General features: G+C 65.8%; 13 protein-coding genes and 2 pseudogenes. 8 read left to right on the top strand and 7 right to left on the bottom strand.

Annotated features, from left to right (window positions below):
* The first annotated feature begins 75 nt into the window (after positions 1–75).
* The gene (locus tag ACVIGA_RS32940; RefSeq protein ID WP_456669270.1) at positions 76–279 is read left to right on the top strand and encodes a hypothetical protein; all 204 of its coding nucleotides are present in this window, start codon (positions 76–78) and stop codon (positions 277–279) included.
* Positions 280–300: 21 nt separating this feature from the next.
* On the opposite strand, the gene ACVIGA_RS32935 is transcribed toward ACVIGA_RS32940, so the two are convergent.
* The 3 genes from ACVIGA_RS32935 to ACVIGA_RS32925 all read right to left on the bottom strand — a co-directional run bounded on the left by ACVIGA_RS32935 (position 301) and on the right by ACVIGA_RS32925 (position 2,582).
* Positions 301–1,191, bottom strand: a complete 891-nt coding sequence (locus tag ACVIGA_RS32935) for an aldose 1-epimerase family protein (RefSeq protein WP_456669269.1) — start codon at positions 1,189–1,191, stop codon at positions 301–303.
* Between the two features lie 111 nt (positions 1,192–1,302).
* Positions 1,303–2,070, bottom strand: a complete 768-nt coding sequence (locus ACVIGA_RS32930; protein WP_456669268.1) for an enoyl-CoA hydratase-related protein — start codon at positions 2,068–2,070, stop codon at positions 1,303–1,305.
* 77 nt (positions 2,071–2,147) lie between these two features.
* Positions 2,148–2,582 carry a MarR family winged helix-turn-helix transcriptional regulator gene (locus ACVIGA_RS32925; RefSeq protein ID WP_223968234.1) on the bottom strand — a complete coding sequence of 145 codons (435 nt, stop codon included), beginning with the start codon at positions 2,580–2,582 and terminating at the stop codon, positions 2,148–2,150.
* A 266-nt stretch (positions 2,583–2,848) separates the two neighbouring features.
* On the opposite strand from ACVIGA_RS32925, the gene ACVIGA_RS32920 reads away from it, so the two are divergent.
* Both ACVIGA_RS32920 and ACVIGA_RS32915 read left to right on the top strand, forming a co-directional pair.
* The gene (locus ACVIGA_RS32920; protein ID WP_456669267.1) at positions 2,849–3,748 is read left to right on the top strand and encodes a CHAD domain-containing protein; all 900 of its coding nucleotides are present in this window, start codon (positions 2,849–2,851) and stop codon (positions 3,746–3,748) included.
* Positions 3,749–3,862: 114 nt separating this feature from the next.
* Positions 3,863–5,104: pseudogene (locus ACVIGA_RS32915) on the top strand (SulP family inorganic anion transporter); the annotation flags it as partial.
* A gap of 35 nt (positions 5,105–5,139) precedes the next feature.
* Here the strand turns inward: ACVIGA_RS32915 and ACVIGA_RS32910 are convergent.
* On the bottom strand, positions 5,140–6,024 hold the full coding sequence (locus tag ACVIGA_RS32910; protein WP_456669266.1) for a LacI family DNA-binding transcriptional regulator: 885 nt from the start codon (positions 6,022–6,024) through the stop codon (positions 5,140–5,142).
* 34 nt (positions 6,025–6,058) lie between these two features.
* A pseudogene (locus ACVIGA_RS32905) lies at positions 6,059–6,151 on the bottom strand (hypothetical protein); the annotation flags it as partial.
* 98 nt (positions 6,152–6,249) lie between these two features.
* Here ACVIGA_RS32905 and ACVIGA_RS32900 point away from each other — a divergent pair.
* The 3 genes from ACVIGA_RS32900 to ACVIGA_RS32890 all read left to right on the top strand — a co-directional run bounded on the left by ACVIGA_RS32900 (position 6,250) and on the right by ACVIGA_RS32890 (position 8,892).
* Complete coding sequence (locus ACVIGA_RS32900) at positions 6,250–7,122, top strand: phytanoyl-CoA dioxygenase family protein (protein WP_456669265.1); 873 nt, start codon at positions 6,250–6,252, stop codon at positions 7,120–7,122.
* Positions 7,123–7,198: 76 nt separating this feature from the next.
* Positions 7,199–7,720: an MFS transporter gene (locus tag ACVIGA_RS32895; RefSeq protein ID WP_456669264.1), complete on the top strand. Its 522-nt coding sequence runs from the start codon at positions 7,199–7,201 to the stop codon at positions 7,718–7,720.
* Positions 7,721–7,743: 23 nt separating this feature from the next.
* Complete coding sequence (locus ACVIGA_RS32890) at positions 7,744–8,892, top strand: hypothetical protein (protein WP_456669263.1); 1,149 nt, start codon at positions 7,744–7,746, stop codon at positions 8,890–8,892.
* Between the two features lie 14 nt (positions 8,893–8,906).
* On the opposite strand, the gene ACVIGA_RS32885 is transcribed toward ACVIGA_RS32890, so the two are convergent.
* Complete coding sequence (locus tag ACVIGA_RS32885) at positions 8,907–9,758, bottom strand: division plane positioning ATPase MipZ (RefSeq protein WP_223968241.1); 852 nt, start codon at positions 9,756–9,758, stop codon at positions 8,907–8,909.
* A 226-nt stretch (positions 9,759–9,984) separates the two neighbouring features.
* Positions 9,985–10,773, bottom strand: coding sequence for a crotonase/enoyl-CoA hydratase family protein (locus ACVIGA_RS32880; protein WP_456669262.1), 789 nt, complete (start codon positions 10,771–10,773; stop codon positions 9,985–9,987).
* A gap of 104 nt (positions 10,774–10,877) precedes the next feature.
* Here ACVIGA_RS32880 and ACVIGA_RS32875 point away from each other — a divergent pair, with 104 nt between their 5' ends.
* A complete protein-coding gene (locus ACVIGA_RS32875; protein WP_456669261.1) occupies positions 10,878–11,447 on the top strand; it encodes a TetR/AcrR family transcriptional regulator in 570 nt (189 codons plus the stop codon).
* 37 nt (positions 11,448–11,484) lie between these two features.
* Positions 11,485–12,243, top strand: coding sequence for an SDR family NAD(P)-dependent oxidoreductase (locus tag ACVIGA_RS32870; protein WP_456669260.1), 759 nt, complete (start codon positions 11,485–11,487; stop codon positions 12,241–12,243).
* Positions 12,244–12,306 lie beyond the last annotated feature (63 nt).

Genomic DNA, 12,306 nt, shown 5'->3' with positions numbered 1-12,306 from the left:
GTCATCAAGGCGTGGCAGGAACTGTGCTTGACTATGGCCGTTGTCCGCTCGGCGAAACCGGATTTGGAGCCTGTCGTGATCGATCCGAAAACGCTTCTCGAACGCGCCGCACAGCTGGCCGATCAGGCCAGGGGCGAGCAAGATGCCGGCATCCGCGAGCGGCTGCTGCGCATGGCCGAGCATTATCGCGATCTCGCCGCGCATGAGGCCTGGGCACACGAGAACCCGCCATCGGTCGGCGCGATCACGAGCGTGCTCAGCACCCGCGCAGCGCATTGAGCTGATCGCGAAAGCAACCCCTCAGCTGACGCGAATGCGATAGCCCAGCGACTGATGTGCGCCCGGTGCGATGTGCATCAGGCCCGGCTTGTCGGCGAACTCGCCATCGAACTCCGCGGGGCTGGCAAAACCGTGCCACGGCTCGATGCAGAGGAACGGCGCGCCGCCGACCTTCGACCAGATGCCGAGCTCGCGAAAGCCGCGCCAGGATATTTCGATCGCCCGGCCTTGCGTGGCTGCTGCCGGGCCTAGTGTCGCCGTGAACAGGACCGATGTACTTGCGACCTGATCGAAGACTAACGCGTCGTCGTCGAACAGCTCCTCCGACAGCGCAAGCGTTCTGCCCTTGACCGGATTGGATTCAGGCTGCGGCCGCATCAATCCATCCTTCAGCCGCCGGATCGGCACAGGTTCAGTCTTGCCGAAGGTCAGCGTGTAAGCCTCCTTCGGCAGCCCCTGCACCAGCGGCCAGTTGAAGGCGGGATGACCGCCGAGCGAGGCCGGCAGCATCTCGTCGCCGGTGTTGACGACATCGAAGGCGACATCGAGATCGGCGCCATCGACCGCATAGGTGACCTCGAGCCTGAACGCGAAGGGGTAGCGCGCCCGGGTTTCCGCATCGTCGATGAGAGCGAGCTTGCACGATCGCGGCCCCTGCTCCAGCCAGGCAAAGCGGCGATCCCGCGCAAAGCCGTGCTGCGTCATCGGATAGGTCTTGCCGCTATGGCGCAGCGTGTCGTTCTTCAGCCGGCCGACGATCGGGAACAGGATCGGCGCATGGCGCGGCCATTGCGGGCCGGCCTGCCACAGCAATTCGGTCCCTTCGGCATTCCTGAGCGATGACAATTCGGCGCCCTGGGCCTGAATGATCGCGGTGATCTTCTCGCCGCGCAGCGTGTAACTGTCGCTCATGCCTCGCCTCGCCGGTTGCGCCATGCCCCCACACGAGATGTTCGATGCCAGCGATGCCGTCAACCCCAAAGCGACGGGGCCGCCTGCGCGTGGCGGCCCGTAGCCTCAAGCCTACCCGGTGATCTTGGAGAAATCGGGCTGGCGGCGCTCGGCAAAGGCCGCAAAAGCCTCGCGCGCTTCCGCGCTCATCAGCCGCTGCTGGAAGATTTCGCCCTCACGCGCCATTTGCGCACTGATCCCAGCGGGATCGCGCATCAAGGCCTTGGTGTGCTGGAGCGAGCCGAACGGCCGCTTCGCCAGCGCGTCCGCCGCCGCACGTGCCTTGGCGCGGAGATCCGCAAGCGGCACCACGGCATTGGCAAGGCCGATGGAGACCGCGGTTTCCGCCTCGACCGGCTCGCCGAGCGCGAACATCGCATAGGCCCGCGCATAGCCGATGCGCTGCGGCAGCAGATATGTCGATGCCGCCTCGGGCACCAGCGCCAGATTGACGAACGGCGTGATCAGCCGCGCGGTCGGCGCGAGGTAGACGAGGTCGCAATGCAGCAGCATGGTGGTGCCGATCCCGACCGCATTGCCCTGCACGGCGGCAACCAGCGGCCGCGTCGCCTTGGCGAGGCCGGCGAGAAAGCGCGACACATGACGCTCGCCCTGCACGCCGCGCGACACCGCCGCGAAATCGGCGAGATCGTTGCCCGCGGTAAAGCTGTCGCCGTCGCCCTGGAGCAGCACGGCGCGGATTCCGGGATCGCCTTCCGCGCGTTCGAGCGCGTCCGCCATCGCGCCATACATCGCGTTGGTGATCGCGTTTTTCTTGTCCGGACGCGCCATCGTCACGGTGAGAACGCCACCGTCCAGCGTTACGACCACTTCACTCATGTCTCACTCCTGTTGCTTGCTTCCTGTTTGACGCGTTGTCTTGACGCGAACTGGTATCCGTTTCGCTTGAAGGCGCGCTAGCCGTCTTTGTCCTTCGGAAATTTCTCTTGCAGGCTGGTCAGCCAGCGCGACACCACGTCGATCTCCGCTTCCGAAAACCCGTCCATCAGACGGTTGTTGATCACCCTGGTCCGCGTTGCGGCGCGCTTGCCGAGCTCCTGCCCCGCGGCGGTCAGATGGAGCCGCTGGCTGCGCCCGTCCTCACCGTCGCGCCGGCGCTTCACGAGGCCCGCGCGCTCCATCCGGTCGGCTAGCCCCGACATCGCCGACGGCACGATGTCGACCGCCTGCGAGACATCGCCGATCAGCGCGCCGTCATTGCGCCCGAGGAAGAACAGCACGCCAGCCTGCGCCGACGTCAGATCGTGCGCGGCCGTCTCCTGCTCGATGGCGCGCTGCAGCCGCCGATAGGCCACGGTCAGAAGAAAGATCAGCCGGTGTTCCGCTCTCATGCCCCTGTTATATATTTCGCATGCGAAATATCAAGATATTTCGCGCGCGAAGTATCTTGATATTCGGCACGCGCTGACCGAGCGAGCCACGCAAACTGACCGGAATGCGCCCCGCGACTGGGCTGATTGCGACATTTTGAACGCACGCCGGATCGCAGCGCTGCGTTCCAGCAGAAAACCCTTGATCGACAACGATCAAACGGGAAATCTTGCGCCCGGGAGCCCAAGTGTCGCGCTTGCGGCTCGGGCGGGGTCACGAGAGTGTCATGACGTCAGCGGCAAGTTCGGATAGGGAGCGCGTTGTCCGCCCGAAGCGGCCGCGCCATCTCAGCGAAGCCATGCGTTGCGAGACCGCGTTTCGCCTGATCCTGTCCGAATGTCTCGAGGAAGTCGCGACCAACCACGAGGCGCTGAGCTCCGGCGATCCGGCGGCGCTCCACCAGACCCGCATTGCACTGACGCGGCTGAAGGCGGCGGTCGCGTTCTACGGCCCGATGGTCGCGGACGCCGAATGGACGCGGCTGAAGTCCGAGCTGAAATGGCTGAGCGCCCATCTCGGTGCAACGCGCGATCTCGACGTCGCGATCGAGAACAGCAAGGAGCTGCCGGAGGAACAGATGCTCAGGACGGCACGCGCCGATGCGTTCGAAGCCCTGAAGGAGGCCTTGCAGAGCGACCGTTACTGGCAATGGTTCGACGGCATGTGGGACTGGGTCGGCAGCGGCCCCTGGACCGCGCGGCAGAACCGCCGCGCGGCGCAACGACGGGCCGTGCCGGTGTCGGTGTTTCACGCGCGCCGGCTGGCGCGGTGGCATGGCAAACTGTGCCAGAAGAGCCGCGGGCTGCAAGGGATGGGCAAGAACAAGCGCCACCGCGTCCGGCTCGCCAGCAAGCGGCTGCGCTACGCCATCGAGTTCTCGGAAGGCGGATTGCCACCCGACGAATACGCGTCCTGGCGGAACGTCCTCAAGCATCTGCGCAAGGGACAGCAGCTGCTCGGCGAATTGAACGATGACGAGGTCCGCCGCGCGCTGCTCGAAAGCGCCGATGCCCTCGCGCGACGCGACGATGAGCGCAAGGCCAAGCACCAGCGCGTGCATGAGCGGAAACGCAAGAGCCGCCTGCTGCGCCGCGCCGCGGACATCTACCGGAAGATTGCCGAATGAACGCAGCCTCTCTTCCGCGGCCCGCGCAGCTGTCGCCCGCAACAATTCCCCGCAGGTTTGCCGCATCCAGCGACGCTGCCCGTTTCCTTCATTCCCCTCCCCAAGGTTATCCCCATGCCTGACGGTTCCTCTACGGCGCATCTCTATCGTCCCAAGCTCGTCACCACGCTGACCGAAGGCTACGGCGTCGATGCATTCCGCCACGACGTGATGGCGGGATTGACCGTCGCTGTGGTGGCGCTGCCGCTATCGATGGCGATCGCAGTGGCCTCGGGCGTGACGCCGGAGCGCGGGCTGTTCACGGCCATCGTCGGCGGCTTCCTGGTCTCTGCCCTCGGCGGCAGCCGGTTTCAGATCGGCGGGCCGGCCGGCGCCTTCATCGTGCTCGTCGCGGCGACGGCCGCAAAGTTCGGCGTCGAGGGGCTGCTGCTCACCGTGCTGGTTTCCGGGCTGATGCTGACGCTGATCGGCGCGTCCGGACTTGGCTCGCTGATCCGCTACATCCCGCATCCCGTCACCGTCGGTTTCACCTGCGGAATTGCGGTCACCATTCTGGCCAGCCAGCTGCGTGATCTCGGCGGGCTGACACTTGCAGGTCACGAGCCCGGGCCGTTCCTGCCGAAGCTCGCCGCCCTTGGCCACGCTCTGCCGACCCTGAACGGGTCCGCGCTCGCAATCGGCGCCGGCTCGGCAGCCGTGATCTTCGGCTTGCGCGCCTTCAGGCCGGCCTGGCCGGCGATGCTGATCGCGATTGCGATCGCATCGGTCGCGGCGCTGCTGCTGCATCTGCCGATCGAGACCATCGGCAGCCGGTTCGGCGAAATTCCGCGCGGCCTGCCGGTGCCGCATCTGCCGGAATTCTCCTGGGCGCTGCTGCTGCAGATCCTGCCGGCGTCGCTTTCCTTCACGCTGCTCGGCGGTGTCGAGAGCCTGCTCTCGGCCAAGGTCGCCGACGGCATGACCGGCCGCAAGCACCGTTCCAACATGGAGCTGGTGGCGCAGGGCATCGCCAACGTCGCGTCCGCATTCTTCGGCGGAATCAGCGTCACCGGCACGATCGCACGCACCGCGACCAACATCCGGGCCGGAGCGCGCAGCCCGTTGTCCGGCATGTTGCACGCGGCGTTCCTGCTGTCGTTCATGATCGTGGCGGCGCCGCTGGCGAGCTACATCCCGCTGTCGGCGCTGGCCGGCGTCCTCGTCGTCGTGTGCTGGTACATGGCCGAGAAGGAGGCGTTCCTGGAGCTGATCAAAGACTGGCGCGGTGCCGCGGTGCTGATCCCGACCTTCGGCCTGACGGTGTTCGAGGACCTGACATTCGGCATCATCACGGGATGCGTGATCGCTGCACTGCTCGCCGGCATCGACCGCTGGCAGCGGCGAACCAAAACCTAGCCGCTGTCGCGCAGCACCAGCTCGAAGCCGAGATCGATGCGGCGCTCGCCGCCGCGCTCCAAGGTCAACGTCGCCGCGGTGCGGCCGATCGCGTCGCCATGCACGCTGATCGTGCTCAATGTCGGCGAGATCAGCTGGCCCATTTCGAGATCGCCGAGCCCGATCACGGCGACCGGCTGCGCCGATGCGGGCCCGTCGCGCAGCAGCCCGGCCTTGCGCAGCCCCGACATGAAGCCGATCGCATGCGCATCGTTGGCGGCGAACACCGCATCGACATCAGGCAGCCGCGCATGCGCCGCCACGCTGCCGGAGTCCTTGCGGTCGAGGATCAGCCGCCGCGGCTCGGATAGACCGCTTGCCAACGCCTCGTCCCTGAAGCCGAACCAACGGCGCGTGCCGCGCGGATCGTCGCCCCCGATGAAGGCGAGCTGCTTGCGCCCTTGCGCAACCAGATGCTTGGCGACAGCGACGCCAGCCTTGTAATTGTCGAAGCCCGCGACCGCGTCGATCGGGTTGGCCGGCAGATCCCAGGTCTCGACGATCGGAATCCGCGCATTGCGCAGCAGGCGGCTGCCCTCCTCGGTCGCCGGCGAGCCGACCATGATGATCGCCTCCGGCCGCCGCGACAGCAGCGCCGCCAGCACGCGGTCCTCGCGCACCGCGTCGTAGCGCGACTGCGCTAGGATCACCGAGAAGCCGAGCGGCTCGAGCTTGTCGGACAGACCCTGCACCGTGTCGGCGAAGATCGAGTTGGCGATGGTCGGCACCAGTACGCCGACCGAATTGGTCCGCGCGCTCGCCAGCGCGCCTGCCACCAGGTTCGGGACATAGCCGAGGTCGCGCATCGCCCGCTCGACCCGCGCCCGGGTCTCCGGGGGCAACCAGATCGGGCATCCGCACCACCCGGCTCACCGTGATCGAGGAGACGCCGGCGCGCTTGGCCACCTCTGAAAGGGTGGGCGCGGCACCAGACGGGCCGGTCCCGGGTTCGGTCAGGTCGGAGCTCATGGGCTGGACCCTGCACGATTCCGGGTTGCCTAGCCACGATGTTAGCGCTAGCATCGCCTAATGTTAGCGCTAACATTGAACGAAAAGGGAGAAACGGCATGATTTCGGACGAGCAGGCCCAGGCCTACAAGCGCGACGGGGTAATCGTGGTCCCCGAGGTGCTGAACCAGGAGACCCTCGGCAAGGTTCGCACGGTGCTCGCCGAGCTGGTGGCCGGCGCCGCTGCTGTCAGCGAGCATACCGACGTCTACGACCTCGAGCCGGGCCATACGCCGGAGACCCCGCGCGTCCGCCGCATCAAGGCGCCGCACAAGGTGCACCCGATCTTCGACGAGATCATCCGCAGCCCCGCCGTGATCTCGATCCTGACCAGACTGATCGGCCCTGGCCTTCGCCTGCACGGCTCAAAACTCAACATGAAGTCGGCGCAATACGGCTCGCCGGTCGAGTGGCATCAGGACTGGGCATTCTATCCGCACACCAATGACGACATCCTCGCGATCGGCGTGCTGCTCGACGATTGCGATATCGAGAACGGCCCGATGCTGGTGACGCCGGGATCGCACACCGGCAGCACGATGTGGGATCATCACGGCGAAGACGGCTGCTTCGCCGGCCTGATCGATCCGGACCAGATCGAGGGCGACATCAAGCGCGCGGTACCCTGCATGGGCAAGGCCGGCAGCATGTCGTTCCACCACGTGCGCGCGCTGCACGGCTCGGCGACCAACACATCGGACCGGCCGCGCAACCTGCTGCTCTATGAAGTGGCCGCCAGCGACGCCTGGCCGCTGATGGGCGTCAAGGACTTCGACGAATTCAACAGCCGCCTGCTGGCGGGACCGCCGGTGGTTACCCCGCGGCTGACCGACGTGCCGGTGCGGATGCCGTTGCCGCCGGCCAAGCGACAGGGATCGATCTACGAGACCCAGTCGGCGTCGAAGAAATCCTACTTCACGCGCGCCGCCTGAGACTGACCACAATGCCCGCGGCCAGCCGCGGGCATTGCTGCTTTCAAGACATAAAAACAAAACAACGGGGAAACGAATGACCGAGATGGCAACAGATGGCGCTCGCACATCGCGCCTGCGTGTGATCCTGGCCGCAAGCATCGGCTCCGCGCTCGAATGGTACGACTTCTTCCTCTACGGCACCGCAGCCGCGCTGGTGTTCGGCGAGCTGTTCTTTCCAAAGAGCGATCCGGTGGTCGGCACGCTGCTGTCGTTCCTGACCTTCGGCGTCGGCTTCGTGGTGCGGCCGTTCGGCGGCCTCATATTCGGCATCCTCGGCGATCGCTATGGCCGCAAGCCGGTGCTGGTCGCAACGCTGTTGATGATCGGCATCGGCACCACCGCGATCGGCTTCCTGCCGACCTATGCGCAGATCGGCGTGTGGGCGCCGATCCTGCTGGTCGCGATGCGCGTCATCCAGGGCCTCGGCGCCGGTGCCGAGTATGGCGGCGCGGTGATCTACCTCGTGGAGAACGCGCCGCCGAAGCATCGCGGTTTCTGGGGCGGCTTCGCGCCGCTTGGCGTCTCCGTCGGCAATCTGCCGCCTTCGCGCTGGTGACGATGCTGCCGCGCGAGGACCTGATGAGCTGGGGTTGGCGCCTGCCCTTCCTGGCAAGCTTCCTCCTGATCGTCGTCGGCATCTTCGTCCGCATGCGCATCACCGAGACGCCGGTGTACACCCAGGCGGTGGTTGCGCGCGGCAAGGTCGAGCGCAATCCGGCGATGGAGGCGTTGCGCCAGCACCCGCGCAACTTCTTCGTCGTGCTCGGCGCCCGGATGGCCGAGAACGGGCTCGGCTATTTCTTCCCCGTGTTTGGCCTGAGCTACGTCATCACCACGCTGGGCGTGCCGAAGGCGGAGGCGCTCGCCGCTTACGGCCGCGATTTCGCAACGTTCCGCGCATTCATGAAGGACACCGCACCCGGCGTGACGATCCTCGGCCCAGGCACGATCGGCACCGGCGCGGATGCAAAAGCCCTCTTTGCAGTCTCGGCAGCGGGCATCGACGCGATCTCCTACCATCATTATGGCGCGCTCTCGGCGCGATGTTCCGGCGATCGCACCGCAAGGCATGCGCTGTCAGACCAATGGCTGGCGCGAACCGGCAAGACACTCGCCTTCTACCAGGCGCTGCGCGACCGGCTCGCACCGGGCAGGCCGGTCTGGCTGACCGAGACCGCGGAGACCGCGTGCGGCGGCAACCGCTGGGCAGCGACCTTCGCCGATACGTTCCGCTATCTCGATCAGCTCGGGCGGCTCGCCAAGGCGGGTGTTCAGGTGGTGATGCACAACACGCTGGCCGCGAGCGACTACGGGCTGCTCGACGAGCAGACCCATCTGCCGCGGCCGAACTACTGGGCCGCGCTGCTATGGCGACGACTGATGGGAACCACCGTGCTCGATGCCGGCGTCGACGAGCCCTCCGGTCTCCACGTCTATGCGCATTGCGCGCGCGACGTGCCTGATGGAATAGCCCTGCTCGTCATCAACAATGATCGGCGGATGCGGCGCAAGCTGACGCTGCCGGCGGCATCGCAACGCTACACATTGGCGAGCGAAAGGCTTGTCGACGGCAATGTTGGGCTCAACGGCAGCACGCTTGCGCTTGGTCCTTCCGACGAGATGCCCGCCCTGAACGGCGAGCCGGCCCCGGCGGGCGCGCTCGTGTTCGCTCCCGCAACGATCACGTTCCTGACCGTTGCCAATGCGGGCAACACCAACTGCCGGTAGTGGCTTGGCCTCGCCTACGCCGCGTCGAGGTTGGCGTCGGCGGACTCCGTCGTGCGCGACACCAGGTGACCCAGCATGATGGCGGTCATCAGCCGCTCCATCTCGAGCCATGCGGTGACATGCGACATGGTCGGCCGGCCACCGAGCGCAAGCTGATTGACGTCGTCGACCGCCGTCAATCCGCGCGGGTAGAACTCGCGGAAGATCACGCGCTCGGCCAGGCCGTCGACCAGGCGGAAATTCAGCGTCTTCGATAGTTCGTTGAGGGCTTCGCCAACCAGGCGCTTGTTGCGTGAACCGATCGTCGAGAGGCGATTGCGCAGCACCACCCACTCGAATGCCGGCAGATCCTGCGCGCTGCGCTCGCGCCGCGCTTCCTCCACCATCTTCGAATAATGGCTGATGCCGGTGACCTTGAAGTCGTTCGGATCGACGGTGCCGAGCACGTCGAAGTCGAGGAAGCTGTCGTTCAGCGGTGTAATCAGCGTGTTCGCCAGCGAATGCGTGAACGTCGTCAGATAGGTGTCGTAGCCGGGGCAATCGATGACGACGAAATCGTGCGACCGGCCGAGCCGCTCGACGATCTCGGCAAGCGCGCTGCGGCCGAGCGTCTCGACTTCGCTGCTTCTGCCGCTCACCGTCTCGAAGCACATATGCGCCGGGATATCGAGATTCAGCGAGGTTTGCCGCGCCCAATCCCGCCGGTTATCGACGTAGTGCGTCAGCGACTTCTGCTTGTTGTCGAGATCGATGGTGGCGACACGCTGACCCGCCTTGATCAGCGCGATGGCGACATGCATGGCAATTGTCGACTTGCCCGAGCCGCCCTTGTTATTTCCGACAACAATTACTCGTGCGTTTGTCATGGGAATCCATACCTGACGCTTGAGTGAAAGCAGGACGAAATTGAATTTAATGAATGGATTCGAATCTCCCTGATTCGACGAATCTCGACAAGAGTCGTCGCACGGTCATCGTGATCGAAATTGACGCGGCTGCGACAACATTGTCACAACCGCAATTCGAGCACGTATCGTGAACGCAGCATGCTGCGCCGCGGGCTGGCGCGCCGCCGGGCTAGCGCTTCGAGGACTAGCGTCCCTGGAACACCGCGGCGCGGCGCTCGACGAACGACTTGATGCCCTCGGCCGCATCTGATGTGTTGAGCACGCGTTCGCGGATCTGCGGGATGATCGCAATTGCCGCCTGCTCGCCGGCTTCGATGAACCTGCGGCCCGCCTCTTTCGTGACCTGGATTCCAAGCGGCGCATTGCGCGCGATGATCTCCGCAAGCGCCATCGCGCGCTCGACCTGCTGACCGGCCGGCACGACTTCCTGCACGAGACCGATGCGATGCGCTTCTGCGGCAGTGAACTCATCGCACAGCAAGAGGTGATACATCGCATCGCCCCACCCGGCGCGGCTGATGTAGCGGAAATGCGCGCCGGCCAGCGGCGCGATGCCGCGCTTGGCTTCCATCTGGCAGAACCGGCTGTCGTCTGCGGCAATGACGATATCACCGACCAGCATCATCTCGATCCCGACAGTGAACACGATGCCCTGCACGGCCGTGATGATCGGCTTCCGGCACCGCTTCGACAATCCAAAGGGATCGACGTTGCCCTCCGGCAGCGGCTTGCGGCTTGCCGTCGGACCAAAGAACTTCGGCATGTCGAGACCCGCGGTGAAACTGCCGCCGGCGGCACACAGCACGCCGACCCAGAGGCCCTCGTCATTGTCGAGCAGCGTCAGCGCGTCGGACAGCTCAGCCATCATCTCCGGGCTGAAGGCATTCTTCTTCGCGGGATTGTCGATGATGATCTTCAGGATGTGATCATGCCGCTCGTGGCGGACCCGCCCTTCGCTCGCGCTGCCGGACATCTGTTGCTCCCTGCTTTGTGACTGAGAATTTTCTGGATGATGGTTGTCATCCAGATGCATGATGGTCATAATCCAGATGGAGAGTCAAACAGGGGCACTGCGAAATGGGCCATTCCCAGGCCGACAAGGCCAGGAGCCGGGAGCGCATCCTGAACGAGGCGGCGACGCAAATCCGCGACAAGGGGCTCGACGCGCTCAGCATCGGCGGCCTGATGCAGCAGGTGAAGCTGACCCATGGCGGCTTCTACGGGCACTTCGCCTCGCGTTCCGACCTGATCGCCGCGGCGCTGCAACAGGCGCTGAATTCAGGCGAAGCGTCGGCGCACGCAGCGCGCGATCCCGAAAGACCGGTCAGCGTCAACACTCTGGTGCGAAGCTATCTCAGCCGCAGCCATCGCGACTCGCCGAAGTCGGGCTGCGCGATCGGCGCGCTGATCTCGGACGTCGGACGCGCCGACGAGCAGTGCCGCGCGGTGATGGAACCGCACATTGAATCCTTCATCGCCAAGGTCACCGAGACGTTGGGCGACGACGACGATAGCCGTGCGATCGTCGCCGTGAGCGCGATGGTCGGTGCGCTCGCGATCTCGCGCGTCATCACCGATCCGAAGCGGTCCGATGCCATTCTGCGCACGGTGCGCGATGCCATCGTCGCGATGGCGTCAGACCAATGATTTCGCCCGCGCCGCGGGCAACTTGATGGAGTGAGCCATGAACGACCAACCCATCCTTGAGCAGACCGCCGTGCAAGGAAGCGTGCTGATTGCCGGCGTCGGCGCATCCAACGGCCTCGGCGCCGCGATCGCGCGTCGCTTTGCCGCCGGTGGCTATCCCGTCGCGATCGCCGGGCGCAACGCCGAGAAGCTCGCCGCGACGGCGGCCGAACTCGCGGCAACCGGCGCCAGAGTCAGCCATGTCGTCGGCGATGCCTCAAATGCCGCAGATGTCGCCCGCTTCGTCGAGGCCGCCGGGAAGCTCGCGCCGCTGGCGATGGCCGTGCACAATGCAGGCTCCAACCGGCCGGCGCCGTTCCTCAAGGTCACCGAGCAGCGCTTCGAGGAGCACTGGCACGAACACGCGCTCGGCGGATTCCAGCTCGCACAGGCCGCGATCCCTGCCCTGCTGGCGCGCGGCGGCGGCACGCTGGTGTTCACCGGCGCCAGCGGCTCGTTGCGCGGCAAGGCCAACTACGCGCCATTCGCCTCCGCCAAGGCCGCGCTGCGCGCGATGGCGCAGAGCGTGGCGCGGGAATTCGGGCCGCAAGGCATTCATGTCGGCCATGTCGTGGTCGACGGCGGCATCGAGGGCGATCGCCTGCTGAGCCTGCGTCCGCAATTGAAGGACGACCGCGGGCCGGATGGGCTGCTCAACATCGCAGCCATTGCGGACGCCTATTGGGTGCTGCATCACCAGCATCGCAGCGCCTGGACGCTGGAGCTCGACCTGCGGCCATGGGCGGAGTCGTTCTGACGGCACGGCGCCGTCGTCGTTCTCCAGCGGAAATGGGTTGCGATCCGCCGGAATCTTGTCAGG

The organism is Bradyrhizobium sp. USDA 3240 (genome assembly GCF_054063295.1).
The sequence above is the reverse complement of the archived record's forward strand: the minus strand, read 5'-3'. Positions and strand labels throughout refer to the sequence as shown.